At 71.2% G+C, this 26,602-nt stretch carries 25 protein-coding genes and 2 pseudogenes; 9 read left to right on the top strand and 18 right to left on the bottom strand.

Annotated elements, in window-relative coordinates:
- Nucleotides 1-42: 42 nt before the first annotated feature.
- The gene (locus ABZ453_RS36405) at nt 43-1,563 is read left to right on the top strand and encodes an LCP family protein (RefSeq protein ID WP_359021917.1); all 1,521 of its coding nucleotides are present in this window, start codon (nt 43-45) and stop codon (nt 1,561-1,563) included.
- Nucleotides 1,564-1,591: 28 nt separating this feature from the next.
- On the opposite strand, the gene ABZ453_RS36400 is transcribed toward ABZ453_RS36405, so the two are convergent.
- Nucleotides 1,592-2,635, bottom strand: coding sequence for a glycosyltransferase family 2 protein (locus ABZ453_RS36400; protein ID WP_359021915.1), 1,044 nt, complete (start codon nt 2,633-2,635; stop codon nt 1,592-1,594).
- A 128-nt stretch (nt 2,636-2,763) separates the two neighbouring features.
- On the opposite strand from ABZ453_RS36400, the gene ABZ453_RS36395 reads away from it, so the two are divergent.
- On the top strand, nt 2,764-4,236 hold the full coding sequence (locus tag ABZ453_RS36395; RefSeq protein ID WP_359021913.1) for an LCP family protein: 1,473 nt from the start codon (nt 2,764-2,766) through the stop codon (nt 4,234-4,236).
- Nucleotides 4,237-4,437: 201 nt separating this feature from the next.
- Nucleotides 4,438-4,800: a four-helix bundle copper-binding protein gene (locus ABZ453_RS36390; RefSeq protein WP_133045986.1), complete on the top strand. Its 363-nt coding sequence runs from the start codon at nt 4,438-4,440 to the stop codon at nt 4,798-4,800.
- A gap of 119 nt (nt 4,801-4,919) precedes the next feature.
- Here ABZ453_RS36390 and ABZ453_RS36385 read toward each other — a convergent pair whose 3' ends face one another.
- Both ABZ453_RS36385 and ABZ453_RS36380 read right to left on the bottom strand, forming a co-directional pair.
- Nucleotides 4,920-5,552: an HAD family phosphatase gene (locus ABZ453_RS36385; protein ID WP_359021911.1), complete on the bottom strand. Its 633-nt coding sequence runs from the start codon at nt 5,550-5,552 to the stop codon at nt 4,920-4,922.
- Complete coding sequence (locus ABZ453_RS36380) at nt 5,545-6,849, bottom strand: LCP family protein (protein WP_359021909.1); 1,305 nt, start codon at nt 6,847-6,849, stop codon at nt 5,545-5,547. Before ABZ453_RS36380 ends, ABZ453_RS36385 begins: the two co-directional genes overlap by 8 nt.
- A 119-nt stretch (nt 6,850-6,968) precedes the next feature.
- On the opposite strand from ABZ453_RS36380, the gene ABZ453_RS36375 reads away from it, so the two are divergent.
- Nucleotides 6,969-7,526, top strand: coding sequence for an acyl-CoA thioesterase (locus ABZ453_RS36375; RefSeq protein ID WP_359021907.1), 558 nt, complete (start codon nt 6,969-6,971; stop codon nt 7,524-7,526).
- 54 nt (nt 7,527-7,580) lie between these two features.
- On the opposite strand, the gene ABZ453_RS36370 is transcribed toward ABZ453_RS36375, so the two are convergent.
- Entirely contained in the window at nt 7,581-8,738 is a 1,158-nt protein-coding gene (locus ABZ453_RS36370) for an acyl-CoA dehydrogenase (protein ID WP_359021905.1), read from the bottom strand.
- A 190-nt stretch (nt 8,739-8,928) separates the two neighbouring features.
- Between ABZ453_RS36370 and ABZ453_RS36365 the strand changes: the two genes are divergently transcribed.
- Complete coding sequence (locus tag ABZ453_RS36365; RefSeq protein ID WP_359021903.1) at nt 8,929-10,272, top strand: UDP-glucose/GDP-mannose dehydrogenase family protein; 1,344 nt, start codon at nt 8,929-8,931, stop codon at nt 10,270-10,272.
- A gap of 149 nt (nt 10,273-10,421) precedes the next feature.
- Here the strand turns inward: ABZ453_RS36365 and ABZ453_RS36360 are convergent, their stop codons facing one another.
- The gene (locus ABZ453_RS36360) at nt 10,422-10,922 is read right to left on the bottom strand and encodes a CGNR zinc finger domain-containing protein (protein WP_359021901.1); all 501 of its coding nucleotides are present in this window, start codon (nt 10,920-10,922) and stop codon (nt 10,422-10,424) included.
- 80 nt (nt 10,923-11,002) lie between these two features.
- Here ABZ453_RS36360 and ABZ453_RS36355 point away from each other — a divergent pair, with 80 nt between their 5' ends.
- Nucleotides 11,003-11,359, top strand: coding sequence for a VOC family protein (locus tag ABZ453_RS36355; RefSeq protein ID WP_359021899.1), 357 nt, complete (start codon nt 11,003-11,005; stop codon nt 11,357-11,359).
- A 48-nt stretch (nt 11,360-11,407) separates the two neighbouring features.
- A complete protein-coding gene (locus ABZ453_RS36350) occupies nt 11,408-11,791 on the top strand; it encodes a VOC family protein (protein ID WP_359021960.1) in 384 nt (127 codons plus the stop codon).
- Nucleotides 11,792-11,805: 14 nt separating this feature from the next.
- On the opposite strand, the gene ABZ453_RS36345 is transcribed toward ABZ453_RS36350, so the two are convergent.
- From ABZ453_RS36345 to ABZ453_RS36320, 6 genes and pseudogenes are all read right to left on the bottom strand, one after another.
- Nucleotides 11,806-12,921, bottom strand: a complete 1,116-nt coding sequence (locus tag ABZ453_RS36345; RefSeq protein WP_359021897.1) for a dipeptidase — start codon at nt 12,919-12,921, stop codon at nt 11,806-11,808.
- A 126-nt stretch (nt 12,922-13,047) separates the two neighbouring features.
- Nucleotides 13,048-13,204: pseudogene (locus tag ABZ453_RS36340) on the bottom strand (Txe/YoeB family addiction module toxin); the annotation flags it as partial.
- A 94-nt stretch (nt 13,205-13,298) separates the two neighbouring features.
- Nucleotides 13,299-13,416 (bottom strand): annotated as a pseudogene (locus ABZ453_RS36335) (type II toxin-antitoxin system prevent-host-death family antitoxin); the annotation flags it as partial.
- Nucleotides 13,417-13,441: 25 nt separating this feature from the next.
- On the bottom strand, nt 13,442-14,629 hold the full coding sequence (locus ABZ453_RS36330) for a dipeptidase (protein ID WP_359021896.1): 1,188 nt from the start codon (nt 14,627-14,629) through the stop codon (nt 13,442-13,444).
- Nucleotides 14,626-15,150 carry a 5-(carboxyamino)imidazole ribonucleotide mutase gene (purE, locus tag ABZ453_RS36325; protein ID WP_208783521.1) on the bottom strand — a complete coding sequence of 175 codons (525 nt, stop codon included), beginning with the start codon at nt 15,148-15,150 and terminating at the stop codon, nt 14,626-14,628. The genes ABZ453_RS36330 and purE overlap by 4 nt, the downstream gene beginning before the upstream one ends.
- Nucleotides 15,147-16,340 (bottom strand): 5-(carboxyamino)imidazole ribonucleotide synthase, encoded by a 1,194-nt coding sequence (locus ABZ453_RS36320; RefSeq protein ID WP_359021894.1) that lies wholly within the window; start codon nt 16,338-16,340, stop codon nt 15,147-15,149. Before ABZ453_RS36320 ends, purE begins: the two co-directional genes overlap by 4 nt.
- A 237-nt stretch (nt 16,341-16,577) precedes the next feature.
- Here ABZ453_RS36320 and ABZ453_RS36315 point away from each other — a divergent pair, with 237 nt between their 5' ends.
- The gene (locus tag ABZ453_RS36315) at nt 16,578-17,081 is read left to right on the top strand and encodes a GtrA family protein (protein WP_359021958.1); all 504 of its coding nucleotides are present in this window, start codon (nt 16,578-16,580) and stop codon (nt 17,079-17,081) included.
- Nucleotides 17,082-17,846: 765 nt separating this feature from the next.
- On the opposite strand, the gene ABZ453_RS36310 is transcribed toward ABZ453_RS36315, so the two are convergent.
- Nucleotides 17,847-19,136, bottom strand: a complete 1,290-nt coding sequence (locus ABZ453_RS36310; protein WP_359021892.1) for an ATP-binding protein — start codon at nt 19,134-19,136, stop codon at nt 17,847-17,849.
- Between the two features lie 100 nt (nt 19,137-19,236).
- Nucleotides 19,237-19,914, bottom strand: a complete 678-nt coding sequence (locus tag ABZ453_RS36305) for a response regulator transcription factor (RefSeq protein WP_240863652.1) — start codon at nt 19,912-19,914, stop codon at nt 19,237-19,239.
- A gap of 293 nt (nt 19,915-20,207) precedes the next feature.
- Between ABZ453_RS36305 and ABZ453_RS36300 the strand changes: the two genes are divergently transcribed.
- Complete coding sequence (locus ABZ453_RS36300) at nt 20,208-21,704, top strand: oligopeptide:H+ symporter (RefSeq protein WP_359021890.1); 1,497 nt, start codon at nt 20,208-20,210, stop codon at nt 21,702-21,704.
- 66 nt (nt 21,705-21,770) lie between these two features.
- Here the strand turns inward: ABZ453_RS36300 and ABZ453_RS36295 are convergent, their stop codons facing one another.
- From ABZ453_RS36295 to ABZ453_RS36275, 5 genes are all read right to left on the bottom strand, one after another.
- Nucleotides 21,771-23,015 (bottom strand): hypothetical protein, encoded by a 1,245-nt coding sequence (locus tag ABZ453_RS36295; protein WP_359021956.1) that lies wholly within the window; start codon nt 23,013-23,015, stop codon nt 21,771-21,773.
- Nucleotides 23,016-23,077: 62 nt separating this feature from the next.
- Nucleotides 23,078-24,166, bottom strand: coding sequence for a hypothetical protein (locus ABZ453_RS36290; protein WP_359021889.1), 1,089 nt, complete (start codon nt 24,164-24,166; stop codon nt 23,078-23,080).
- Entirely contained in the window at nt 24,163-24,987 is an 825-nt protein-coding gene (locus tag ABZ453_RS36285) for a hypothetical protein (protein WP_359021887.1), read from the bottom strand. Before ABZ453_RS36285 ends, ABZ453_RS36290 begins: the two co-directional genes overlap by 4 nt.
- A 43-nt stretch (nt 24,988-25,030) precedes the next feature.
- Nucleotides 25,031-25,717, bottom strand: a complete 687-nt coding sequence (locus ABZ453_RS36280; protein ID WP_359021885.1) for an LPXTG cell wall anchor domain-containing protein — start codon at nt 25,715-25,717, stop codon at nt 25,031-25,033.
- Nucleotides 25,718-25,946: 229 nt separating this feature from the next.
- Nucleotides 25,947-26,501 (bottom strand): ATP-binding protein, encoded by a 555-nt coding sequence (locus ABZ453_RS36275; RefSeq protein ID WP_359021883.1) that lies wholly within the window; start codon nt 26,499-26,501, stop codon nt 25,947-25,949.
- Between the last annotated feature and the right edge of the window lie 101 nt (nt 26,502-26,602).

Raw genomic sequence — 26,602 nt, 5'->3', positions numbered from 1 at the left:
ACGGGTCCGTCGTAGGTCTCCTGGACGTACGGCGGGCCCGCCATGGGCGCCCAAACGCGTGGGGAGTACGGGAAATTGGGGCAGAACAGCGTGCGGCGACGCGTGCTCACGTGGTCCGCGGCCACCCTCGCCGCCCTGCTGCTGGGCACGGCCTGCGCCGGCTGGCTCTACTACCGGCACCTCAACGCCAACATCCAGCAGGCCGACCTCAACCTCGGTGACGACAAGGCGCCCGCGCCGACGCCGAACACCGCCGGCCAGACCCCGCTGAACCTGTTGCTCATCGGCTCCGACGCCCGTGACACGAAGGAGAACCAGAAGCTCGGCGGGGCGCGCGAGACCTTCGGCGGCACTCCGCTGGCCGATGTCCAGATGCTGGTGCACCTGTCCGCCGACCGGACCAGCCTGTCGGTCGTCAGCATGCCGCGCGACACCCTCGTACGGATTCCGAAGTGCACCGATCCCGGCAGCGGGAAGGTCCATCCGGCGAGCGAGGGACGGGTGATGACCAACCAGAGCCTCGGGCACGGGGGTCCGGGGTGCACGGTCGCCACCTGGGAGAAGCTCACCGGCATCCACATCGACCACTTCATGATGGTCGACTTCTCCGGCGTGGTCTCCATGGCCGACGCGATCGGCGGGGTGCCCGTGTGCGTGGACGCCGACATCTACTCGCACACCTCCACCGGCCACGGCTCGGGCCTCAAACTCAAGAAGGGCACCACCTCCGTCAAGGGCAAGCAGGCCCTGCAGTGGCTGCGCACCCGCTACGGCTTCGAGGACGGCAGCGATCTCGCCCGGGCCAAGGCGCAGCACATGTACCTCAACTCGATGATCCGCGAGCTGCGCGCCAAGGCCACCCTGGGCAACCCGGGCAAGCTCCGCACGCTCGCCGAGCGGGCCACCGAGTCGCTCACCGTCGACCCGGGCCTGGACACCGTGAAGAAGCTCTACGACCTCGCCGACGAGCTGCGGCGGGTCAAGCCCGAGCGCATCACCATGACCACCATGCCCAACCGGTACGTCGGTGCCCGCGTGGAGCCCACCGAGGAGGCCCGGCAGCTGTTCCGGCTGGTGCGCGAGGACATCGCGCTGGACGGCAAGGACAAGAAGAAGACCACCAGGCCGGCCGCCACCGCCCGACCGGCCCACGCGGACGACAAGATCGCCGTACAGGTGCGCAACGGCACCCGCGGCGCCACCGAGGCCGCCGTTCCCGGCCGGGCGCGGACGGTCGCCGAACTGCTCGCCGGCAAGGGCTTCGACGAGGCCGTGGCGGACTCCTCGGCGCCGCTGAGGGAGGACATCACCGTCGTCCGCTACCCGAGCGCCGACCTGAAGGGCGACGCCCAGCGGGTCGCGGCGGCCCTCGGCGTCCCCACCGCCCAGGTGAAGAAGTCCACGGACGTCGACGGGGTCACCGTGGTCGTCGGCGCGGACTGGCGGTCGGGTACGACATACACGGCCGCGGACGACGACGACAGCACGCCGAGTTCGGCGAGCGCCCTGAACGGCGCGGACACCACGGCCTGCATGCACGTCGACCCGGACTACACCTGGTAGTCCGGGTCGAATTCAGGCCCCGCCGAGCTCAGTTGGAGGTGAGCACCGCGGGGCGCCGGGAGGCGATGACCTTCCTCGCGAGGGACTTGGGGCTGGTCAGAAAGCCCCAGCCCCAGGACATGTGCATGGTCGCGAGGGCGACGGGGATCTGCAGCCGGGCCTTCAGCGGCAGGCCCCGGCCGGCCGGGACGGAGCCGAGGACGATCGCCGCGAGGTAGCCGCCGGGAATCAGCAGAGCCCAGGGGGTGACCAGCGCGCCCACCACGAGGCCCGCCGCGATGGCGAGCAGCGCCGTCGGCGGGGCGAGGTAGCGCAGGTTGATGGAGCCCTCGTGGTAGCGGGCCACGACATGGCGCCAACGGCCGTAGTCCTTGTACTGCTTGGCCAGCGCGCGCACGCTCGGCCGCGGCCGGTACGACACCCTCAGCTCCGGCGAGAACCAGATCAGCCCGCCCGCCTCGCGGATCCGGAAGTTCAGCTCCCAGTCCTGCGCGCGGATGAACTCCTCGTTGTAGCCGCCCTGCCGCTCCAGCGCCTCGCGCCGGAACACACCGAGGTAGACCGTCTCGGCCGGGGCCGCCTCGCCGCCGGTGTGGAAGGCGGCGTTGCCGACACCGATCTTCGAGGTCATCGCGGCGGCCACACCCTGCTCCCAGGCGTTCTCGCCCTCGGCGTGCATGATGCCGCCGACGTTCTGCGCGCCGGTCTCCTCCAGGAGCCGTACGGCGGTGGCGATGTAGTTCGGGGAGAGCATGCCGTGGCCGTCGACGCGGACGACGATCGGGTGCCGGGAGGCCTTGATCGCGGCGTTCAGGGCGGCGGGTGTACGGCCCGTCGGGTTCGGCACGGTGTGGACGCGCTTGTTCGCGTCGGCCGCGGTCTCGGCGACGAGCTGGGCCGCGATCTCGTCCGTGCGGTCCGTGGACGGACCGAGGGCGATCACGACCTCCATCTCGCCGGCGTACTCCTGCGCGAGGATCGCTTCGACGGCCCCGCGCAGATGCCGCTCCTCGTCCAGGACGGGCATGATCACAGACACGGCGGGGAGCCGCACGTCGGAATTGGCGTTCATCGGTGCTCACGTTACCGCGAACGGGGGACAGCTCCGCGCCCCGCCGGGGCGGCGGACCGGGCCACAGATCGTATCGGCCTACGGTGCTCACGATCCCACGTACGGCCGTCGCCCGGAGGTGTTCCCCCTTGCCCACGCAGCCCCGGTCCGCCGCCCCCTCCCGCCCGCAGCGCCCCACCCGGCCGCCCCGCACCCCGCAGCAGCGCGGCGGCAGGCCCCGGCCCCCCGTGCCGCGCAGGAAGCCGCGCTGGGCGATGCGCGCGGTGACGACGCTCTCCGTCGTCGTCCTCGCCTCGGCCGGGATCGGGCACGCGGTGGTCACCAGCCTCGACGCGGACATCACCCGGGTCGACCCCTTCAAGGACATGAAGAACCGTCCGCGCGCCGGCAACGGCATGAACCTCCTGCTGGTCGGCACGGACGGCCGGGACCGGATCACCGAACGCGAGCGGCACCGGTACCACCTGGGCGGGGCGCCCTGCCACTGCACCGACACGATCATGATCGTGCACATCTCGGAGGACCGGGAGCGGGCCAGCGTGGTGAGCCTGCCCCGCGACTCCTACGCCGAGGTGCCGGACTCCGACGGACACGGCACGCATCCCGCCAAGCTCAACGCGGCCTACGCCGAGGGCGGTCCGAACCTGACCGTGCGGACCGTCGAGAACATGACCCATGTGAAGATCGACCACTATCTGGAGGTCGACTTCATCAGCTTCATGAGGACCGTCGACGTGCTCGGCGGAGTGCGGATCTGCACCCCCGCGCCCCTGAAGGACGCCTACACCGGTCTGAACCTGCCCGCCGGCACCCACACCCTCCTGGGCGGCCAGGCGCTGCAGTACGTCCGGGCCCGCCATGTCGACGGCGCCTCCGACCTCGGCCGGATGAAGCGCCAACAGCGCTTCCTGGCCGCGCTGATCGAACGCGCCACGTCCTCCGGGACCCTGCTGAACCCGATGCGGTTCCGCGACGTCACGACCTCCGTGCTGGGCTCGGTCCGCGCCGACAAGGGCTTCGGCACGGACGAACTCCTCGACCTGGGCCGGGCGATGCGCAACTTCTCCCCCTCCTCCTCGGAGTTCACGACCGTCCCCGTCGGCCAGATGGGATACGTCGTCAAGGGCGTCGGCTCGACCGTGAAGTGGGACACCGCGCGGGCCGCGGCCCTCTTCCGCGGCCTCCGCGACGACAAACCCCTCACCGTGCACCGGCCGGCCGCCGCCAAGGTGGTCGAGGTGGAGGTGGCCCCGCAACGGATCCGTGTCCAGGTCGAGAACGGCACCGCCACGGCCGGGCTCGGCAAGCGGGTGGACGGCGCGCTGGCGGGCGCCGGCTTCACCACGACCCGTACGCCCGTGAACGCGGCCGACCGCACGCAGAAGCGGACGGTCGTCGCGTACGACCCCCGCTGGGACCGCTCCGCCCGGTCCCTGGCGGCCGCGCTGCCGGGCAGCGAGCTGCGCGCGGTCAAGGGGCTCGGGCCGACCCTGAAGGTGATCGCGGGGGCGGACTTCACGGCGGTGCGGAAGGTGGGGGCGCAGGATGCGGCACAGGGGCGGTTCGAGGCGGTGACCGGGGATCAGGTGGTGTGCCCGTAGGGCCGTGGGCTGAGGTCGTGACTCTGGGCGTAACTCCAGTCGTAACTCCAATGGCGGCGTGACGGAATGTGTTCGACCGTTCCGTGTGCGGCGAAGAATACGGATTGAGTGCGTCCGCCCGATGGCGCCCGGGTCGGGGAGGGCGTAGGACGGGAGGCACACGGGGCCCGCCCCGGGCCCCTCTCCCTCCCAGGAGGAGCCATGACCCAGACCGGACCCATGAGCGCCATGAGCAAGGAGATGCAGGACTGCGTCGAGGCGTGCATGTCCTGCCACAGCATGTGCGAGGAGACCATGAGTTCCTGCATGCAGATGGGCGGGCAGGCGCAGATGCAGGTCATGCGCGCGCTGATCGACTGCTCCGAGATGACCCGCATGTGCGCGGACATGATGATGCGCCGCTCCCCCATGGCGGCCGAGATGTGCGCGATGTGCGCCAGGGCCTGTGACATGTGCGCCGAGGCGTGTATGGCCATGCCCGACGATCCGCAGATGATGCGATGTGCCGAGGCGTGTCGCCGCTGCGCCGAGATGTGCCGCGCGATGGCGGGCGCCACCATGTGACGACGCCGACGCCGACGCCGTTACGTCGGACACGTTGAGCACGTTGGGCACCCCTCTCGCCAGGGGTGCCCAACGCGGCCCACCGGTGGGTGGGTCGGCGGCTGCGGGGCAGATGTGGATCAGGTGAACAGGGGCTGCAGGGCCTGTTCCAGGTCTGCCGGCTCGTGGAAGTGGACCGTGTGCATGCCCAGGGCCTCGGCCGCTGCCACGTTCTCCTCGCTGTCGTCTATGAACAGACAGCGGTCGGGGCTGGTGCCGGCGAGGTCGGCGGCCAGGCGGTAGATGAGCGGGTCCGGCTTGGCGAGGCCTACGCGGGCGCTGTTGACGACGTGGTCGGCGAGATCGGCCAGGCCGAGGGAGGCGAGGTCGGACTCCAGTTCCAGGGCCGCGTTGGAGACGAGGACCAGGGGGACGCGGATCCGGGCCCGGCGCAGCAGGGCGACCACCTCCTCGTCCGCGTGGAAGGGGGACTCCAGGAGCGCCCGGGCCAGGTCGTACGCCGCCTGCGGCTCGGGGACCAGACCGGCGAGGCCGTCCGCCACCGCCTCCGCCCATTCCTGCGAGGTGATCTCGCCGAGCAGCAGGGGAAGGTCCATGCCGGGGGCGAAGGCGATCTTCTTCGTCGTGCCCTCGGCTATGCCCGCGGCTCGCTCCAGCGCCTCCAGGCGGGCTGAGTCGAAGGTGCGGACCACGTTGTCCACGTCGCACAGAACCGCCCCGAAGGGCGGTCTGGCGTTGTTGTTGTCAGTCACTCGAGACCGTGACCTTCTGGTCGCTGTTGAGCTCGTCCACCAGGGTCTTCACCTTCGCCTTGTCCCAGACGAGGTTGCCGCCGACCGAGCCGGAGATCGGCATGTTCATCGACGTGCCGTCGCCGCCGTTGACGCCCTTCATCGCCCAGAACATGGACGCCAGGTCCCACAGGCTCATGCCCTTGTCGACGGTGAGGGAGTCCAGGCCGGCGCCCATCGTCGGGTAGAGCTTGAAGGGGTTCAGGACCGTCGACGGGGTGGCCACCTGGTGGGCCAGCGCGGAGAGGAACTTCTGCTGGTTCTTGGTGCGCTGCAGGTCGCTCGCGGCGAAGGCGTGCCGGGTGCGGACGAAGGCCAGCGCCTGCTCGCCGTTCAGCGTCTGCTTGCCCGCCTTGAAGTCGGCGCCCGAGTACTTGTCCTTGAAGCCCTTGTCGATGTCGATGGTCACGCCGCCGACCGCGTCCACGATGTTCGCGAAGCCGGCGAAGCCGATCTCCACGTAGTGGTCGATGTGCAGGCCCATGTTGGCCTCGACCGTGCGGACGAGCAGCGTCGGGCCGTCCTCCGCATAGGCGGCGTTGAGCTTGGTCTGCCGGCCGGTGGCGGGGTAGAGCTTGCCGGACGTCGACCCCTTGTACGAGGGGATCGTCACGTTCGAGTCGCGGGGCAGGGAGATCAGCACGTCGTCGCCGTTGTCAGCGACGTGCAGGATCATCATCGAGTCGGTCCGCTTGCCCTCGGCGGAGCCGGTGTGCAGCTTCTTCTTCTGCTCGGCGGACAGGCCGGCGCGGCTGTCGGAGCCGACGATCAGGTAGTTGGTGCCGTCGCCCGACGCGGGCCGGTCGACGACCTTGGACAGGTCGACGTCCCGGTGCAGCTTGGAGTCGGCCCAGAAGTAGGTGGCGACGGACGTCACGACCAGCACGGTGACCAGGGTGATCGCCGTCCACTTGATACGGCGCCGCCAGTTCGGCCGCGGCCGGACCGCGCCGGGGCCTGCGGGACCGCCCGGTCCGCCGCCGCCCGGCGACCCGTAGACGTGGCCGGTGTTGTAGCCGCTGTCGTACCCGTCATAACCGGCGTCGTCACCGTATCCCTGGCCGCCCTGGTACGAGGGCTGCTGGGGCACGCCGCCGCCGTACGGAGGCGCGGACGGGCCGGAGCCCCCGTACGCGTCCGAGGCGGGCCGGCGGACCTGCCGCATCACGCGGGCAGGGTCGGGCTGTGCGCTCGCGCTGCCGCGTCCGTAGCGGTTGCCGCGGTTGTCGTCGGACCATGCCTCGGGCCAATCATTCATGGGGCTTAGTGTGCCGGTGCTGGCCAGGTCCTTTACAAGGGTCGTAGGAAAATCAGGGCACCGCTGTTGCGAACCCAACACAAAGTCCGCAGATGTCACGTCGGCATAAGGTGGAGGCCATGACAGACCAGGCTGGCGTTGCGGAAACGGGCAGCGCGGACATTCCGGGCAAGCCCACCTCGGCGTCGCGGACCACGCTCAGCCACATCATGACGCACAACGACACCAACCTGTTGGGCACCGTGCACGGCGGGGTGATCATGAAGTTGGTGGACGACGCCGCGGGAGCCGTGGCCGGCCGGCACAGCGGGGGGCCCGCCGTCACCGCGTCGATGGACGAGATGGCGTTCCTGGAGCCGGTCCGGGTGGGTGACCTGGTGCATGTGAAGGCGCAGGTCAACTGGACCGGGCGGACCTCCATGGAGGTCGGGGTCCGGGTCCTCGCCGAGCGCTGGAACGAGTCCACCCCGCCCACCCAGGTGGGCTCCGCCTACCTCGTCTTCGCCGCGGTCGACGCCGACGGCAGGCCCCGCCGGGTGCCGCCGGTGCTCCCGGAGACGGAGAAGGACAGGCGCCGCTACCAGGAGGCCCAGATCCGCCGCACCCACCGCCTGGCCAGGCGCCGGGAGATCATGGAGCTGCGGGAGAAGCGGGCGGCGGAGGGCCTGGACGACTGAGCCCGGACGCACGACGGCCCCCGACGGGACGCCGGGGGCCGTCGTGCGTGGGTGTTACGGCAGGTTGCGGGCCATGACGATCCGCTGGACCTGGTTCGTGCCCTCGTAGATCTGCGTGATCTTCGCGTCGCGCATCATGCGCTCGACCGGGTAGTCGCGGGTGTAGCCGTACCCGCCCAGCAGCTGCACCGCGTCCGTGGTGACCTCCATCGCCACGTCCGAGGCGAAGCACTTCGCGGCGGCGCCCTGGAAGGTCAGGTCGCGGTCGACGCGCTGCGAGGCGGCCGCGGCCTGGTAGGTGAGGGCGCGGGCCGCCGAGATCTTCATGGCCATGTCGGCGAGCATGAACTGGATGCCCTGGAAGTCGGCGATCGGCTTGCCGAACTGCTTGCGCTCCTGGACGTAGCCCTTGGCGTAGTCGAGGGCGCCCTGGGCGATGCCGAGGGCCTGGGCGGCGATGGTGATACGGGTGTGGTCCAGCGTCTTCATCGCCGTGGCGAAGCCGGTGCCCTCGTCGCCGATCATGCGGTCCGCCGGGATGCGGACGTTGTCCAGGTAGACCTCGCGGGTCGGGGAGCCCTTGATGCCCAGCTTCTTCTCCGGCGCGCCGAAGGAGACGCCCTCGTCGGACTTCTCGACGACGAAGGCCGAGATGCCCTTGGAGCGCTTCTCGGGGTCCGTCACGGCCATCACCGTGTAGTACTCGGACTCGCCGGCGTTGGTGATCCAGCGCTTCACGCCGTTGAGCACGTAGTGGTCGCCGTCGCGTACGGCCTTCGTCTTCATGCCGGCCGCGTCGGAGCCCGCGTCCGGCTCGGAGAGGCAGTAGGAGAACATGCCGTCGCCCTTGGCGAGCGGGGTCATGTACTTCTTCTTCAGCTCCTCGGAGCCGGAGAGGATGACGGGCAGGGAACCCAGCTTGTTCACGGCCGGGATCAGGGAGGAGGAGGCGCAGACGCGGGCCACCTCCTCGATCACGATGACCGTGGCCAGCGCGTCCGCGCCAGCGCCGCCGTACTCCTCGGGTACGTGCACGGCGTGCAGGTCGTTCGCGACCAGGGCCTCGAGGGCCTCGCGCGGGAAGCGGGCCTCCTCGTCCACCGCGGCGGCGTACGGCGCGATCTTCGCCTCGGCCAGGGAGCGGATGGCGTCGCGGAGCATGTCGTGCTCCTCGGACGGGCGGTACAGGTCGAAGTCAGCCGATCCGGCCAAGGTGTCTCACGCTCCAAAGAAACTGCGCTTGCCGACGCTAATTACCGTTAAGTAACTCAAATTTTAGGGGGCGGCCCACGGGAGTGATACGTGAGCTTGGCGACAGCGGGAAAGTTGCCCGCTGAAGGCCTGTGGCATGCCCCGGATATGCTCGGGCAGCGCAGCGAACCACGTCCCCACTGGAGCCCCCATGAGCCTCAAGATCACCGTGATCGGCACCGGCTACCTCGGCGCCACCCACGCCGCGGCCATGGCCGAGCTGGGGTTCGAGGTGCTGGGGCTGGACGTCGTGCCCGAGAAGATCGAGAAGTTGGAGCGCGGCGAGGCCCCGATGTACGAGCCGGGGCTGGAGGAGCTGCTGCGCCGGCATGTCGCCGGGATCGAGGGATCGACGGGGCGGCTGCGCTTCACCATGGACTGGGCCGAGGTGGGGGCCTTCGGCGACGTGCACTTCCTGTGCATCAACACCCCGCAGCGGCACGGCGAGTACGCGGCGGACATGTCGTACGTCGAGTCCGCCTTCGCCTCCCTCGCCCCGCATCTGACCCGGCCCGCCCTGGTCGTCGGCAAGTCGACCGTGCCCGTCGGGTCGGCCGACCGGCTAGCCCGCTTCCTGGCCGAGAACGCCCCCGCCGGCGAGAACGCCGAGCTCGCCTGGAACCCGGAGTTCCTGCGCGAGGGCTTCGCGGTGGACGACACCCTGCACCCCGACCGGATCGTGGTCGGCGTACGCAGCGAGCGGGCCGAGAAGCTGCTGCGGGAGGTGTACGCGACCCCGCTCGTCGAGGGCACGCCGTTCGTGGTGACGGACTATCCGACCGCGGAGCTGGTGAAGACCTCCGCGAACTCCTTCCTGGCCACCAAGATCTCCTTCATCAACGCGATGGCGGAGATGTGCGAGGCCTCCGGCGGCGACGTCGCCAAGCTCGCCGAGGCGATCGGGTACGACGACCGGATCGGCCGGAAGTTCCTGCGGGCCGGCATCGGCTTCGGCGGCGGCTGTCTGCCCAAGGACATCCGGGCGTTCATGGCGCGGGCGGGTGAGCTGGGCGCCGACCAGGCGCTGACCTTCCTGCGCGAGATCGACTCGATCAACATGCGGCAGCGCGGGCAGATGGTGGAGCTGGCCCGGCAGGTGCTGGGCGGCGGACCGTTCCTGGGCAAGCGGGTGGCGGTGCTCGGCGCGACCTTCAAGCCCGACTCGGACGACGTGCGCGACTCCCCCGCGCTGAACGTGGCCGGCCAGATACACCTGCAGGGCGGCCAGGTCACGGTGTACGACCCGAAGGGCATGGACAACGCCCGCAGGGTCTTCCCGACCCTCGGCTACGCGGACACGGCGCTGGAGGCGGTGCGCGGCGCCGACGTCGTCCTGCATCTGACGGAGTGGCGGGAGTTCCGCGAGCTGGACCCGGCGGCCCTCGGCGAGGTCGTGGCGGCGCGTGTCGTACTCGACGGCCGCAACGCCCTGGACCCGGCACTGTGGCGGAAGGCCGGCTGGACGTACCGGGCCATGGGTCGCCCCACGGCGTGAGAGAGCCGAGGGGCACGGCTGAAAGCGCCCGGGGGCGAACGAACGATCAATAGGCGACGCCGGTTCGGCCGAGGCTCAGTCGGCCGAACCGGCGTCTTGTTGCATTCTGCACCACCGGCCTGTGCGGCGGCCGGGGAATGGGTGCGGGACTACTTGGCGCGGTACCGCCGCATCTTCGCCCGCGCCCCGCACACCTGCATCGAGCACCAGCGGCCGCGCCCGGCCGGGCTGCGGTCGTAGTACGCCCAGTGGCAGGTCTCGCTCTCGCAGGCCTTCAGGCGGGTCCAGGTGCCGTCGACGAGGGACTGGGCGACGGCGGCGGCGACCCGGGAGCGGAGCGGGCCGGCGTCGGCGGGGGCGAGGGCGGCGGAGCCGTCCGCCGGGTCGACCCTCACCCGCAGCGGCGCGGACGCCAGCAGGTCGTCCAGGGGTGTGACCGGCGCGTGCGGCGGGTGGCCGGCGTGGGCGAGCAGCGTGGCGCGCAGGGACTCGCGCAGTTCGCGCCCGGCGGGGACCTCGTCCGGGGTCAGGCCGAACGGCGCGCGACCGTCCACCGTGTCGAGCGCGTCCGCCCCCGACTCGATGTCCAGCGTGTTCACCAGGGCCTCCACCAGGGCCAGGCTTCCCGGTGCGGCCGATCTGTCACTCACCCTTGCGACGTTACCGCCAATGCGGCAGCATGCAGTAACCGTTACTGGAAGAGTCCTTCTACAGGTAACAGGAGGAAGTCATGGCTCTCGCCAAGCTGGGCGCCGTCGTCCTGGACTGTCCCGATCCGCGAGCGCTCGCCGGGTTCTACGCCGAGATCCTGGGCGGCACGGTCGAGGGAGAAGGAGAGTGGGTGGACCTGAAGGTGCCCGGCGGTCAGCCGCTGGCCTTCCAGGCCGCCGAGGGATTCGTACCGCCCCAGTGGCCCTCGCCCGAAAAGTCGCAGCAGTTCCATCTGGACCTGGTCGTCGACGACCTCGACGCCGCCGAGCAGGGGGTGCTGGCGCTGGGTGCGAAGCCCCTGGCCCAGGAGGGCGGCAGCAGCTTCCGGGTTTACGCCGACCCGGCCGGGCACCCGTTCTGCCTCTGTGCCTGCTGAACCCCGCCTGCTGAACTCCGTGCCGAACCAGGAGGAACCTTCGTGACCGTGGCCCGCTTGCGTTCCGTAGTGCTCGACTGCCCCGACCCGCGCGCGCTCGCCGACTTCTACGCCCAGGTCGTCGGCGGCACCCCTCGGGCGGAGGACGACGAGTGGGTCGTCCTCCAGGTGCCGGACGGGCCGCGGCTCGCCTTCCAGCGGGCGGAGGGGTTCACCCCGCCCGAGTGGCCGCGCGCGGACCGCAACTCACAGCAGTTCCACCTCGACTTCGACGCCGGGTCGACGTGGGAGGAGATCGACGCGGCGCACGAGAAGGTGCTGGCGCTCGGGGCGCGGCCGCTGGACCTGGAGGACCGGGAGAAGAAGGACTTCCAGGTGTACGCCGACCCGGCGGGGCATCCCTTCTGCCTCTGCCGGATCGAGCACCCGTAGGCCCGCGGGGACGGTTACCCGTCCAGGTCGGCGATCTTCGCCGTCGACGGCTCGCGGCGCTGCTGGGCGGCGCGGGCCGTGAAGTCGGCGGTGCGCAGCACCCGCTGGGCGTTACCCCAGGTCAGCAGGGCCAGGTCGGGCTCGGACCAGCCGCGGTGCAGGAGTTCGGCGACGAGGTGCGGGTAGCAGGAGGCGTCGCCGAGGTCCTGCGGGTGCGCGGTGCCGGCGTCGTAGGTGCCGGACAGGGCGACGCACTCCGGGCCCGCGACCTCGCGGACGTGGTCGAGATGGTCGGCGACGTCACGGACGAACGGGCCGGTCTGCTCGGCCGTCAGCGGCACCATGCACAGGCCCTTGACGGCGCCCAGCTCGGCGAGCAGGTCGTCGGGGAGGTTCGCGGGGTGGGGGCGCAGGGCGCGGGCGGCTGAGCGGGTGAAGACGACCGGCGCCTTGGAGACCGCGAAGACACGGCGGATGGTGTCGGCGGACGCGCCGGAGAGGTCGGCGAGGACGCCGAGCCGGTTCATCTCCCGCACGACCTCCTCGCCGAACCGGGTCAACCCGGCCCCGCTCGCCCAGCTGGCGCCGGACAGGGTGAGCGCGCGCAGGCCGAGGGCGTGCAGGGAGCGCAGGATGCCGAGGGAGTCGCCGAGGGCCGCCGCCCCGGCGGGGCCCAGCAGGACCGCGACGCGGCCGCAGTTGCGGGCGTCGCTGACCTGCCCGGCGGCGTACGCCAGGCGCAGGCCCTCGGGGTGGGCGCGCGCCACGGTCTTCACCAGGTCCAGCTGCTCCAGGGTCGCCCCTACGGCCCGGTCCCCGGCGAGACCCTCCGGCAGGTGCAGCGACCAGAACAGTGCGCCGACGTGTCCCTCGCGCATCCGGGGCACGTCCGTGTCGACGGAACTCTCGCCGAGCTCCAGGTCGTACCAGGGCAGGTGTCTGAGGGCCCAGGGCAGCCCGCTGTAGCCGTCGGCGACGGGATGGGCGGCGAGGATGGCGTGGGCGCGCTCCAGCGGCGCATCGTCCGGGTCGGAGACGGGCGTGTAGGGCTCGGCCGCGAAGGAGTCCGGCAGTCCGTCGAGCGTGCCGACCTCGGCGGCGGCGTGCAGTTCGTCCTGGAGGTCTGCCATGGCGGGCTCCGTACGTCGTGATCGGCGGCGAGATCAGCAGTACGGTCACCGTCGCACGGCATCCGGGGGCGTTCCTGGTGGGCGGAGCGTTCGGAGTACACCGGCCGCTCGAAGACGAGCCCGCGCTCAGTCGTAGTGAAAGCGAGCCTTGAGGATCTTCACTTCCTTCTCGTCCGCCCGGTACACCAGCCGGTGCTCGTCGTCGATCCGGCGGGACCAGTAGCCGGACAGGTCGCCCTTGAGAGGCTCGGGTTTTCCGATACCGGCGAAGGGCTCCTCGCTGGGTCCGAGGCAAGTCCTCCCAGCCGTCGGGGTCGCAATGAACCCTCTGATGTCGGCCGACGACTACGAGTCCTGGCTGGAGACGATCTACCTCCTGAGTTCAGGACGGCGTCGCCGCCCTTCGAGCTGATGCGCACGGGGACGTGATCATCGTTGACCCGTTTGATCAAGGGGGAACAGATCCCGACGTGCCTCACTGGCGCTGATGGTCATGACGACCACCCTTTGGTATCGAATGTCAGCCGTCCAGTTCCTCGATCGTGGCGTTCGACGGCCCCCGGGTGGCCTGCAGACCGCGCGCCACGTCCTCCGCGGCGCCCAGCACGCGTACCGCGTTCTGCCAGGTCAGCTTGGCGAGATCCGAGGGCGACCACCCTCGCGCCAGCAGCTCCGCGATGAGGTTGGGGTAGCCGGAGACGTCGTTCAGGCCGTCGGGGGTGAAGGCCGTGCCGTCGTAGTCGCCGCCGATCCCGAGGTGGTCGACGCCGGCGACCTCGCGCATGTGGTCGAGGTGGTCGGCGACGGTCGCCACGGTGGCGACCGGGCGCGGGTTGCGCTCCTCGAAGGCGCGATGCAGCTTCATCGCCTCCTCGCCGGTGTCGAGGTGGTGGAAGCCGTGGGAGCGCAGGTTCTCGTCGGCCGCGGCGGTCCAGTCCACGGCCGCCTGCAGCACGAACTTCGGCACGAACGTCACCATCGCGACGCCCCCGTTGCCCGGGAGGCGTTCGAGGACGTCGTCCGGGATGTTGCGGGGGTGGTCGCAGACGGCCCGGGAGGAGGAGTGCGAGAAGATCACCGGCGCGCTGGTGGCGTCCAGCGCGTCCCGCATGGTCGTCGCCGCCACGTGCGAGAGGTCGACGAGCATGCCGAGCCGGTTCATCTCCCGCACGACCGCACGGCCGAAGGCGGTCAGGCCGCCGGCCCTGGGCTCGTCGGTCGCCGAGTCCGCCCAGTCGTTGTTGTCGTTGTGGGTGAGCGTCAGGTAGCGGACGCCCAGCGCGTGCAGCCCGCGCAGGGTGCCGAGCGAGTTGGCGATCGAGTGCCCGCCCTCGGCGCCCATGAGGGAGGCGATACGGCCCTCGGCGCGGGCCGCCTCCATGTCCGCGGCCGTCAGCGCGGGCGCCAGATCCGCCGGATACCGCGCCAGCAGCTGCCGTACGCAGTCGATCTGCTCCAGCGTCGCGGGCACCGCGTCCGGCAGGTCCGAGCGCACGTACACCGACCAGTACTGCGCCCCGACCCCGCCCTCGCGCAGCCGCGGGAGGTCGGTGTGCAGGTGCGCGTTCTGGTGTACGGCGATGTCGCGGGCGGCGAGGTCGTAGCGGACCTGCTCACGCAGCGCGTAGGGCAGGTCGTTGTGACCGTCGACGACCGGGAACTCGCGCAGGATTTCCCGGGCCTCGTCCAGGAAGCTCACGGCCGTCACTTCCCGAAGCCGAAGCCGCCGCCGTTGCCCTCGACCTTGGCGCGCAGCCGCTTGCCCTTCTCGGTGGCCTGGTCGTTGAGATCCTGCTGGAAGTCCCGCATCCGCTGCAGCAGGTCCTCGTCGTGCGCGGCGAGGATCCTGGCCGCCAGCAGACCGGCGTTACGGGCTCCGGCGACGGACACCGTGGCCACCGGGACACCGGCCGGCATCTGCACGATGGAGAGCAGGGAGTCCATGCCGTCCAGGTACTTCAGCGGCACGGGGACGCCGATCACCGGCAGCGGGGTGACGGAGGCGAGCATGCCGGGCAGATGGGCGGCGCCGCCCGCACCCGCGATGATCACCTTCAGCCCCCGCTCGGCCGCCTGCTCGCCGTAGGTGACCATCTCGCGCGGCATCCGGTGCGCGGAGACGACGTCGACCTCGTACTCGATCTCGAACTCGTCGAGTGCCTTGGCGGCGGCCTCCATGACGGGCCAGTCGCTGTCCGACCCCATGACGATGCCTACAACGGGGCTCATTCGGTGATCGTGCCTCTCAGGTAACCGGCTGCGTGACGTGCGCGTTCGAGGACGTCGTCCAGGTCGTCGCCGTAGGTGTTGACGTGGCCCACCTTGCGGCCGGGCTTCACGTCCTTGCCATACATGTGGATCTTCAGCTGGGGGTCGCGGGCCATGCAGTGCAGGTACGCGGAGTACATGTCCGGGTAGTCGCCGCCGAGGACGTTGACCATGACCGTCCACTTCGCGCGGGGGCGCGGGTCGCCTAGGGGGAGGTCGAGGACGGCGCGGACGTGGTTGGCGAACTGGGAGGTGATCGCGCCGTCCTGGGACCAGTGGCCCGAGTTGTGCGGGCGCATGGCCAGTTCGTTGACGAGGATGCGGCCGTCGCGGGTCTGGAACAGCTCGACGGCGAGGTGGCCGACGACGCCCAGCTCCTTGGCGATGGTCAGCGCCATCTCCTCGGCCCGCAGGGCCAGGGTCTCGTCGAGGTCGGGGGCCGGGGCGATGACCGTGTCGCACACGCCGTTGACCTGCTGGGACTCCACGACGGGGTAGGCGACCGCCTGGCCGTGCGGGGAGCGGACCACGTTCGCGGCGAGCTCGCGGACGTAGTCGACCTTCTCCTCGGCTAGGACCGGGACGCCGGCGCGGAAGGGGTCCTCGGCCTCCTCCGCGCTGTCCACGACCCACACGCCCTTGCCGTCGTAGCCGCCGCGGACGGTCTTGAGCACGACCGGGAATCCGCCCGCCCGTCGCCCGCCACCGCCCTTGCCGGAGGGCACTTCGTGCCCGCCCCTCTCGAGCTCCGCGGCGAAGGCGGCCACGTCGGCCGGGTCGCTCACGATCCGGTGCCGGGGGCAGGGGATGCCGAGTGCGTCGAGCCGTGCGCGCATCACGCCCTTGTCCTGGGCGTGCACCAGCGCGTCGGGGCCGGGGCGCACGGGGATGCCGTCCGCCTCCAGGGCCCGGAGGTGCTCGGTGGGTACGTGTTCGTGATCGAAGGTGATCACGTCGCAGCCCTGCGCGAAGGCGCGGAGCGTGTCGAGGTCGCGATAGTCGCCCACGACGACATCGCCGACGACCTGCGCCGCGGAATCCTGAGGGGTGTCACTGAGGAGCTTGAACCTGATGCCCAGCGGGATGCCCGCCTCGTGCGTCATACGCGCGAGCTGACCCCCGCCGACCATGCCGACTACCGGGAACGTCACGCCCCTAGGGTATCGGCCGTGCGGCCGCGACCGGTTTCCGGTCGAAATCTTGCCCTCTTACCGGGCTCTTCCCGGACTTTTCATCCTCTTCCCGCTCTCTTCCCAAGCTGTTTCCGACCCGTGAACTCATCCACGGGAGATTGAGAGGCTGGGTGGTTAGCATGGCTTGAGTTGGCGAGAACAGCCGAGAGCGCCGAGAACGACGACGCAACGACCCGGATGGGGGCCTTCAGGACCATGGAACAAGGTTCCTCAGGGCTGCGAAGGCTCGTACAGGAGATCGCCAAGTTCGGTGCGGTGGGTGCCCTCGGTACCGTCGTGAACTTCGGCGTCTCCAACCTGCTGTGGCATCTGACCACGCTGCAGGCGGTGCGCGCGAACGTGATCGCCACGGTGGTCGCCATCGGCGTCAACTATCTCGGCTTCCGGTACTTCACCTACCGTGACCGCGACAAGGGCGCCCGAACCAAGGAACTCACGCTGTTCCTGGTGTTCAGCCTGGTCGGCCTGGTGATCGAGAACGGTGTGCTGTACGCCGCGATCTACGGCTTCGGCTGGGACAGCTCGCTGCAGCGCAACATCTTCAAGGTGGTCGGCATCGGCCTGGGCACGCTGTTCCGGTTCTGGTCCTACCGCACCTGGGTCTTCAAGGCCCTGCCGGTCGCGGACGCGGAGGCGCTGCTGGAGGCCGAGGCGATGAAGCGCTCACTGAGCCCAAAGGCGGAACAGCGCGTCAGCTGACACCCACCCCGGCCAACACCCTGCCGCTCCGGCCCCCGGCACCCCGCGCACTGATGGTCCTCCTTACCTATTCGGCACCCCGCCGGTCCGGCACCCGGCCGCCCGACACCTCGCCCATCCGGCGCCCCCGCCCGCGTGGCCCATTCGGTTGAACCGGCACGGCCGGGTACTCGCTTCCAGCGGAGAACCGGAACCCGCGCGTCGAGCGCGGGCCCCGGTCTCATGTCTGGGACGACCCCGCTGCACTGGGCAGCCCGCCCGCCTGTGCCCCCCATCCGAAACCCCGCCCGTCTGGCCCGGCCCGCTCGATACCCCGCCCGGTCGGCGCCCGGCCGCCCCACACCTCGCCCATTCGGCACGCGGCACTCCGCCCGCGCGATGCCCCGCGATTCCAGTCCCAGCCCCTTCGGCGCCCGACCCGCCTGACGCCTGCCCATTCGACGCCCGGCAGCCCGCCCGCCTGATGCCCGCCCATCCGAAACCCCGCCCGTCCGGCGCCCGACCCGCCCCGCACCCGATCCGCCCGAAACCCGGCTCACCTGACACCCGGACCGCCCGGCACCCGGACCGTCCGACACGCGCCCCATTCGGCACCGGGCCCGCTCGGCCCCTACCCAGCCGGCCCCAGCCCGCCCAACACCCGGTCCGTCTGACGCCCGGTCCGCCGGGACCCTTGCCCTTCGGCGCCCGATCCAACCAGCCCCGGCTCACCTGACGCCCGCGCGGTCCCGGCTCGCCTGATGCCCGGTGCGGCCGAGGTCTCGCTCACCTGACCGTCGGCTCCTCGTCCTCCGGCTGGGGGCGCTTCAGTGGGGGGGTGCGGGAGAGGAACAGGCCGAACACCGGCGGCTTCGTCTGGAGCATTTCCAGGCGGCCGCCGTCCGCCTCCGCCAGGTCGCGGGCCACCGCGAGCCCGATGCCCGTGGAGTTGCGGCCGCTGATGGTCCGCTCGAAGATCCGCGCCCCGAGGTCGGCCGGCACGCCGGGTCCCTCGTCGGTGACCTCCACGACGGCCTGGTTGCCGGTGACGCGGGTGCGCAGCGCCACCGTGCCGCCGCCGTGCATGAGCGAGTTCTCGATCAGCGCCGCCAGCACCTGGGCGACAGCGCCCGGGGTCCCCACGGCCTGCAGATGCCGCTTGCCGGAGCTGACGATGGCCCGCCCCGCACTGCGGTAGGCGGGCCGCCACTCGGCGAGCTGCTGCTGGATGACCTCGTCCAGGTCGAAGGAGACGGCGTTGCCGGCGCGCGGGTCACGGGAGTTGGTGAGGAGACGTTCCACCACGTCCGTCAGCCGCTCCACCTGGGTGAGCGCCACGTTGGCCTCCTCCTTCACGGTGTCCGGGTCATCCGTGAGGGTGATCTCCTCCAGCCGCATCGACAGCGCGGTCAGCGGCGTACGGAGCTGGTGGGAGGCGTCGGCGGCCAGCCGTCGCTCGGCGGTGAGCATCCGGGCGATGCGCTCGGCGGAGGAGTCCAGCACATCGGCGACCCGGTCCAGCTCGGGGACGCCGTACCGCTTGTGGCGGGGCCGCGGGTCGCCGGAGCCGAGGCGTTCGGCGGTCTCGGCGAGGTCGGTGAGCGGGGAGGCGAGCCGGTTGGCCTGCCGGATGGCGAGCAGGACGGCGGCCACGACCGCGAGCAGCGCGACCAGGCCGATGACCAGCAGGGTCCGGCCGACCTCGCGGCTGACGGTCGAGCGGGGCTCCTCGATGACGACCGTCTCGCCCTCCTCGCCCTTGGCGTGCCCGCGGATGACCTCGCCCTCGGGCTTGGTGCCGAGGGTGAAGGCGGGCTGCCCGGGGATGTGCACGATGGCGTACCGCTCGCCGGTGACCTGGCTCTTGAGCACGTCCGGACTGACGGTCCTCTTCCCGGTCCCGGCCCCGCTCAGCCGACTGTCCACGATGCTGGCCAGCCGCTGCGCCTCGGAACTCACCCGTTCCTGGGCACTGCTGCTGATGGTCCGCGTCTCGACGATCACCAGGGAGACCCCGAAGACGGCGATGACCACCAGCACGACAGCGAGGGTGGACTGAATCAGACGACGACGCACGGGGCCCTCCGGGCAGCGGTTTTATGCGGACCAGTGTGCCTCGGGGCGACTGTGACGCGCGTAGTCCCTCCAGCTCCTCCCGGCTCTTCCCGGCTCGGAACTAGCTCTTCTCGAAACGGAAGCCGACGCCCCGCACCGTGGCGATGTACCGCGGGTTCGCCGCGTCGTCGCCGAGCTTCTTGCGCAGCCAGGAGATGTGCATGTCGAGCGTCTTCGTCGACGACCACCAGGTGGTGTCCCAGACCTCGCGCATCAGCTGGTCGCGGGTGACGACCCGGCCCGCGTCCCGCACGAGCACCCGCAGCAGGTCGAACTCCTTGGCGGTGAGCTGGAGTTCCTCGTCGCCCATCCAGGCCCGGTGCGACTCGACGTCGATCCGCACCCCGTGCGTGGCGGGCGGCTGCGCCGGCTCGGCCGCGCCGCGCCGCAGCAGGGCCCGCACCCGGGCGAGCAGTTCGGCGAGGCGGAACGGCTTGGTGACGTAGTCGTCGGCGCCCGCGTCGAGGCCGACGACGGTGTCCACCTCGTCGGCCCGCGCGGTCAGGATGAGGATCGGCACGGTGTGGCCTTCGGCGCGCAGCCGGCGGGCGACCTCGAGGCCGTCCATGCCGGGCAGCCCGAGGTCCAGCACGACGAGATCGCAGCCGCCCTGCATTCCGGCGTCCAGTGCCGTCGGGCCGTCCTCGCGGACCTCGACCTCGTAACCTTCCCGGCGCAGGGCGCGGGCCAGCGGCTCCGAGATGGACGCGTCGTCCTCGGCGAGCAGTACACGGGTCATGAGCTGATGGTAGTCCGCTCCTGAGCTGTGCTGGGGTGTGATCGGCACGCGGGGTTCTTACCTTTGACCACTTCGAGGCGAACCTGTGACTACACGGCGGTAGCCCCGTAGGACCTTGGAAAGAGGGTGTACGGTTCCACGATCGCCTGTGATTCGTGTCTCAAGTCCTTCCATATCCGGCAGTGTCCTGCCGTATGGTGAAAGAACGCCTGTAGCACTGCGGGGACCTTTGGCGCACTTGACGCCGAAGGTCTTCTTTGTGTGCGGTAAACCCCCACCAGCAAGGATCAACCATGGCGTCCAGCCTGACGAAGGACTCGGTCCGCCCGGGCACCCCCGGCTCCGGGAAGACCTTCTTCGGCCACCCCCGCGGTCTGGCCACCCTCTTCATGACGGAGATGTGGGAGCGATTCTCCTACTACGGCATGAAGGCCCTGCTCCCGCTGTACCTGGTCGCCCCGGGCGGCCTGCACCTGAGCGCGGCCACCGCGACCGCGATCTACTCGGTGTACCTCTCGCTCGTGTACCTGCTCGCCCTGCCGGGCGGCTGGTTCGCGGACCGGGTCCTGGGCCCCCGCAAGACGGTCGCCGTGGCGGGCGCGGTCATCATGCTCGGCCATCTCACCCTGGCCCTGCCGAACGCCGGCACCTTCTACGCGGGCCTCGGCCTCGTCGCGATCGGCTCCGGTCTGCTGAAGGCCAACATCTCCACGATGGTCGGCCACCTCTACGACGGCCCGGACGACCCGCGCCGCGACGGTGGCTTCACGGTCTTCTACATCGGCATCAACCTGGGCGCCTTCGCCGCGCCGCTGGTCATCGGCACCGTCGGCGAGAACGTCAACTGGCACCTGGGCTTCGCGCTGGCCGCGCTCGGCATGGCGCTGGGTCTGGCCCAGTTCCTGCTCGGCAGCCGGCACCTGGACGCCCGCTCGGACGTCGTGCCCACCCCGATGTCCGCCGCCGAGAAGGCGGCCACCCTGCGCAAGTCGGCGCTGTGGGCGGCCGTGGCGGTCGTCTTCTACGCGGTCGTCGGCTTCTCCGGCCACTACACGCTGAACTGGCTGCTGGTGCCGATCACGCTCGCCGGCCTGATCATCCCGGTGATGGTCATCGCCCGGATCAAGCGGGACCGCGAGCTGGACCGGACCGAGCAGTCGAAGATGAGCGCCTACATCTGGTTCTTCGTCGCCGCCGCCGTCTTCTGGATGATCTACGACCAGGGTGGCTCGACGGTCTCGCTGTTCGCCGAGGCGTCCGCGAAGAACACGGTCCTCGGCTGGGAGTTCCCGGTCTCCTGGTACCAGTCGGTCAACCCCGTCATGATCATGGCGTTCGCGCCGGTCTTCGCCTGGGCGTGGCTGGCGCTCGCCCGGCGCGGCAAGGAGCCGAGCACCGCGGTGAAGTTCGCGATGGGCCTGGTGCTGATCGGGGCGTCGTTCTTCCTGTTCCTGGCGCCGCTGGCGATCGCCGACGGCGGTCACAAGGCGGCCGCGCTGTGGCTGGTCGGCATCTACTTCGTGCAGACCGTCGGTGAGCTGACGCTGTCGCCGGTGGGCCTGTCGGTGACGACGAAGATGGCGCCGGCGAAGTACGCGTCGCAGATGATGGGTGTGTGGTTCCTGGCGGTCACCGCCGGTGACGCGACGACCGGTCTGCTGTCCATCGCCGGGGTGGACCTCAACAAGACGGGGATCGTGACGCTGGAGGCCGTGCTCGCGGTCGTCGCCGGTGCGGCGGTGTGGATGTACCGCAGGAAGGTCCGCGAACTCATGGGCGACGTGCACTGACCGACGTCCCGGCCAAGGGCCCTCCGCACCTCATCGAGGTGCGGAGGGCCTTTCCGTTCTACGGGGTCACCTGGTCCGCCGTCCCGGCATGAACGTGAAGACGCCGGCTCCCAGCAGGACCGCCGTGCCGGCCACCAGTCCGAGCGCCTTCAGGGCGCCGTGGTCACTGGAGCCCGTCGCCGCGAGGCCGCCGCTCGACGAACCGCCGGTCGAGGTGCCTCCGGAGGTGGAGGAACCGCCCGAGGCGCCGCTGGCCTGCTCAGTGGTGTCCAGGGTCAGGGAGACGGCCGTCCTGTCGGGCTTGCAGGTCGTCGTCGTACCCAGGGCGCTGATGGTCAGCACGCCCGGGGAGAGGGTCGAGGAGCCGCTCGCCCCCGGCTTGTAGGTGCCGGTGAGGTCGGGGATCTCGATGGGATCGCCGGTCTTGATGTCCGAGGCGTTGGCCGGGCCCTCCACATGCACGGTGCCCTTGTCCGCGCCGCCCAGGACGACCTCCATCGACGGCTTGACCGAGCCCTTGGGGATGTCGGCCGGGCTGTCCATCACCGACTTCTTGAACTGCACGGTGAGGTCGAAACTGCCGCCGTCCTTCTTGGCGTTGATCTGGATGGGCGAGGTCGCCTTCTTCGTGCCGAGGGGCGACTGGCAGGTGTAGGGGATGTCGACCTCCTTGCCGGTGAAGTCGGTCTGGCCGCCGCCGGTGCCGTCACTGGGGGAGGCCGAGGCGCTCGCCGTGTCGGAGGGGGACGTCGACGGGGAAGAGGACTGCGAGGCCGTGTCCGTCGGGGACGGTGTCGTGCTCGACGTGCCGCCGGCGCCCGGTGACACCTCGATGGTCGCCGCCTTCGGCACGGTCACGGTCGGCGTGCACTTGGTGTCCGTCGACATCGCGTTGACCGTGTACGCGTCCGGCGTCAGCGTCACCTCCCCCGCCGTGGTCAGTTTCAGCGAGCCCGTCATGTCGGACAGCACCATGTCGCCGCCCTTGGGGATCGCCGGGTTCTTCCGCGGCCCCTGCATGGCGATGTCCGCGGTCTGCGCGCCGGCCGCCTTCAGCACGCCCGACGGCTGCACGGAGTCGGCGGGCAGGTCGATGATGTTCGGGTTCTTCGAGGCCGCCTGGACGAACTTCCACACCACGTTCACCGTGTCGCCCACCTTGGCCGTGGCCGGCGCGGTGATCTCGACCTTCGAGGTGCCGTCGACGGGGGTGATGCCGGCCGGCGGGACACAGTGCGTCGCGTACGACACCTCCGCCGCCTGCGCGGTTCCCGCGGCCAGCCCCAGCAGGGCACCCGCGCCGCCGAGCACCAGGGCGGCCCCCGCCGCGCCGAGCCTCCCTCTGCCGGCCGCTGTGACTCTCCTTCGCTGTCTCACGTGGGTCCCTTCCTGGTGGGAGTCGTTGGACTCGTCGGACTGTCGTCGTGCGGTGCGGAGAGCCGACCGGTCGCCGTGCCCGGATCGGAGTCCGGGGTGAACCACGGCAGGGTCGAAGTCGGGGCGGGCTCCGGCCGGGCGGCCCGGTGGGCGGTGAACCTCGGTACGCGCAGGGCCAGTTCGGGCATCCGCAGGCCTCGGTGGCGCAGCCCGCCGGCCCGGCGCGGCCGTACCCGGTCCACGATCGCCATGCCGGCGCGGAAGACCGCGGCCGGCACGACCAGGCAGACCAGGATCCAGAACAGGGTCACGCCCCAGGGCCGGCCGACGCCCCAGGGCTGCTCGGCGAGGACCTTGCCCTCGTACTTCAGCGAGACCGTGTAGTCGCCGTGCGCGCCCGCGGTCAGCTCCACGGGCAGCTCGATCCGCGCCTTCTTGCCGGAGGCGATCGTGCCGCGCCATTCCTGGTCGTCCCACTGCGGGGCGAAGACGCCGTGCGAGGTGCCGACCTGGAAGACGGGGTTCTTGATCGGTGACGTGCCCGCGTTGCCGACGGTGAAGACCAGCGTGCGGGTGGCCGGCGCGCCGAACCAGGTGAGCAGACCGCTGGAGCCGTCCAGCCGGGTGTCGGTCAGCATCGACAGACGGCCGCCGGTCTGCTCCGCGGGCAGTGGCTCCACCGCGTGCCCGGCCACCTGGAAGGCCGCGTCGGCCTGCGCCTTGGCGCCCTCCACGGTCGCCACGTGCACCACGCACGGGCACGGCACCGGCGGTTCGGACACCGGCATCTTCTTGCCGAAGCCGCCCTTGCCGTCGGTGGTGACGGCCCTTCCGTCGGCGTTGGCGCAGGAGTTGGTGCCGCCGACGACGCCTCGCGCGGGCGTGGCCTGTCCGCAGACCAGCATCATCAGCAGCGCGTGCGGCCGCCAGCCGCTGCCGCTGACGGTGATCGAACCGCCGGCGCCGGCCTGGGACGTGGAGACCTTCACGGTGGGGCCCTCGGCCGTCGCCGTGCCCGCCGTCAGCGGCAGCAGGAGCAGCGCGAGCACCGCCACCAGCGCCGTGGTCCGCAGCTTGCCGTTCACGTCACCGCTCCCGTCAACTCGACTTCCGTCCGCGGGGGTTCCGGCTCGAGGTCGGTCGTACGCCGCCTGCGACGCCGTACGAGAAGCAGCGCGCCGCCCGCCGCCAGCGCCGCCGCGGTCCCGGTCACCGCGCCCCAGGGCACGAACCGCGCCGACCCGCTCGCCGTGTCGTGCGCGCCGCCCGCCGCGGTCACCGTCAGCCGCACGTCCACCGCGTCCAGTACGGGCCGGTCGCGCCAGGGCTCGGTGAGCCGCAGGCGGTGGCCCGGCGCGAGGTGTACCGGCAGGGTGCGCGGGGCCCGGTCCAGGACCGTGCCGAGGACTCCGTCGGCGTGCACGGCGAGGCGCGGGACGAGGGTGGTCGTGCCTCGGTTGACCAGGTCGTACGTGATGCGGTCGGGGTGCACCGAGACGTGCTCGACGGTCAGCGCGAACAGCGGCGGTCCGCCCACGCGAAGGTGCAGCGGCACGGAGCGGGAGCGTCCGGCGGTGTCGCGGGCGACGATCTCGCCGGTGCCGTCGCCGCGGGCGCTCACCGTGAAGGGCACGTCGGCGCGGGTGCGGGCCGGCACCCTGACCCGGCTCGCCGCGAAGGTGACCGCCGCGCCGGTGCCGCTCAACCGTACGGTGACCGCCCGCCCGCCCCGGTTCACCACGGACACGGTGTCCTGCAGCACGGCCCCGGGGGCGCCCTCGGCGTAGAAGGCGGGCCGCCCGCCCCCGGCGGGCACGAGCGACCAGCCGTCGGCGGCGAGGGCCGGGGGCGCGGCGACCATCACCAGTAGCAGGGACACGAACAGGGCACGTGCGGCGGACGACATCCGGCGGCTCCAGCAGTCGTACTCGGTGCGGTCGTACGGCGGTTCAGCGACGGGCCGTCTGGTTCCTCCGGGTGATCCACAGCGCGCCCGCCGCACCGGCGAGGAGCACGGTGCCGCCGAGGGTGCCCAGGGCGATCGCGGAGTCGTCGGGACCGGTCTGCGGGAGCGAACCGCCGGAGTCCGTGCCGGTCGTGCCGGTCCCGCCCGTGGAACCGCCGCCGGCGGCCGTGACGTCGAGGGTCAGCGCGGGCTTGGGGTTGTTGGACGGCTTGCAGGTCGTCTTCGTGCCCAGGGCCGTGATCGTGAGCACGCCCGGGGTGAAGGTGACCTTGCCGGTCTTCTTCGGCGTGTACGTCCCCGTCAGGTCATTGATCTTGATGGGGGTGTTGGCCGGTATGGCGGCCGCGTTGGGGGGCCCGGTGACGGTCACGGTGCCGCTGTCGGCGCCGCCCACCGTGATGAGGGCGCTCGGGTTGACCGCTCCCTTGCCCAGCTCCACCGGGCTGGAGGAGACGCCCTTCTGCCAGGACATGGTCAGCTTGTACCCGCTGCCGCTCTTGACGCTCTTGATGTCGATGGGCGAGACGGCGCTCTTGGGCCCGATCGGCGTCTGGCACTGGTAGTTGACGTCCACGACCTCGGCTCGGGCCAGGGGGGCGGCGAGCAGCACCGCCGAGCCGGCCAGGGCCGCGACGGACGCGAACGCGGCGGTTCGATTCCGGTACGACACGGTTTCCGCTCCCTCTTCGAGTTCCTGACGGCACATCAGATGGGCCGTCAAGGTACGCCCGGGCTCGTGAGGAGGGAAGAGAAGGTACGCGCCGGAGTTGTGGGGATCCGGCGCGTGGGAAAGGGGGTTCGAGTGGAGACCCACCCCCGGGGGGCTAACCCTCGGTAACCCCAGGGCGGGGCACCTGTGGGGGCGGCGGCTGTCTCGGCTCGCGGGGGCGGGCCACTGACTACGCGGGTGCGCCCAGCTCCGCCCAGACCGTCTTGCCGGCCACTCCCGGGGTCCGTACGACCCCCCAGTCCAGGCACAGCCGCTGCACGATGAACATGCCGTGGCCGCCGGGGCGGCCCGCGCGGTGCGGGGTGCGGGGGGACGGCTGGCCGGTGCCCTTGTCCGCGACCTCCAGACGGATCACCTTGTTGTCACAGGCCAGGCGCAGCTCGTCCGGGCCCTCGGCGTGCAGACAGGCGTTGGTGACCAGCTCGGAGACGACGAGCAGCACGTCCTCGGCGGCGGCCCGCCGGTCGGCCGTGTCGGCGGGCAGCCAGCCCCAGGCGTACAGCGCCTGGCGGGTGAAGTCACGGGCGAGCGGGACGACCCCGCTCTCGCCGTCGAAGTTCAGCCTGCGGACCTGGCGCCCCCCGGGCGGCGCGGCCGGCGCCGACGAGGCGGCGGCGTCCCCTCCGGACACCCCGGCCGCCGGCCCGTCCCCACCGGACGTCCCGGAAGCGCCGCTGGGCTCCGGGCCGCGGTCGCCCGGCGAGTAGGGCCGGGTGGTGCTCATCAGCGCTTCACCTCACCGATTCACCAGTTCACAATTCAAAAGTCTGTACGCAGCTCACCGGCGGTCGCGCCGAAGTGCGCGCCGACGGGTCCAGGATGTCT

The sequence above is a fragment of the Streptomyces sp. NPDC005799 genome, from assembly GCF_040630525.1.
Taxonomy (GTDB): domain Bacteria; phylum Actinomycetota; class Actinomycetes; order Streptomycetales; family Streptomycetaceae; genus Streptomyces; species Streptomyces griseorubiginosus_B.
Note: the sequence above shows the minus strand (reverse complement) of the source record. Positions and strands in the feature narration are given on the sequence as shown.

Coding starts and splice junctions, on each gene's coding strand:
- ABZ453_RS36275 (WP_359021883.1), bottom strand. CDS start 26,501: ATGAGCACCACCCGGCCCTACTCGCCGGGCGACCGCGGCCCGGAGCCC.
- ABZ453_RS36355 (WP_359021899.1), top strand. CDS start 11,003: ATGGCTCTCGCCAAGCTGGGCGCCGTCGTCCTGGACTGTCCCGATCCG.
- ABZ453_RS36305 (WP_240863652.1), bottom strand. CDS start 19,914: ATGACCCGTGTACTGCTCGCCGAGGACGACGCGTCCATCTCGGAGCCG.
- ABZ453_RS36300 (WP_359021890.1), top strand. CDS start 20,208: ATGGCGTCCAGCCTGACGAAGGACTCGGTCCGCCCGGGCACCCCCGGC.
- ABZ453_RS36375 (WP_359021907.1), top strand. CDS start 6,969: ATGACAGACCAGGCTGGCGTTGCGGAAACGGGCAGCGCGGACATTCCG.
- ABZ453_RS36365 (WP_359021903.1), top strand. CDS start 8,929: ATGAGCCTCAAGATCACCGTGATCGGCACCGGCTACCTCGGCGCCACC.
- ABZ453_RS36400 (WP_359021915.1), bottom strand. CDS start 2,635: ATGAACGCCAATTCCGACGTGCGGCTCCCCGCCGTGTCTGTGATCATG.
- ABZ453_RS36285 (WP_359021887.1), bottom strand. CDS start 24,987: ATGTCGTCCGCCGCACGTGCCCTGTTCGTGTCCCTGCTACTGGTGATG.
- ABZ453_RS36345 (WP_359021897.1), bottom strand. CDS start 12,921: ATGGCAGACCTCCAGGACGAACTGCACGCCGCCGCCGAGGTCGGCACG.
- purE (WP_208783521.1), bottom strand. CDS start 15,150: ATGAGCCCCGTTGTAGGCATCGTCATGGGGTCGGACAGCGACTGGCCC.
- ABZ453_RS36315 (WP_359021958.1), top strand. CDS start 16,578: ATGGAACAAGGTTCCTCAGGGCTGCGAAGGCTCGTACAGGAGATCGCC.
- ABZ453_RS36405 (WP_359021917.1), top strand. CDS start 43: ATGGGCGCCCAAACGCGTGGGGAGTACGGGAAATTGGGGCAGAACAGC.
- ABZ453_RS36380 (WP_359021909.1), bottom strand. CDS start 6,849: ATGAATGATTGGCCCGAGGCATGGTCCGACGACAACCGCGGCAACCGC.
- ABZ453_RS36390 (WP_133045986.1), top strand. CDS start 4,438: ATGACCCAGACCGGACCCATGAGCGCCATGAGCAAGGAGATGCAGGAC.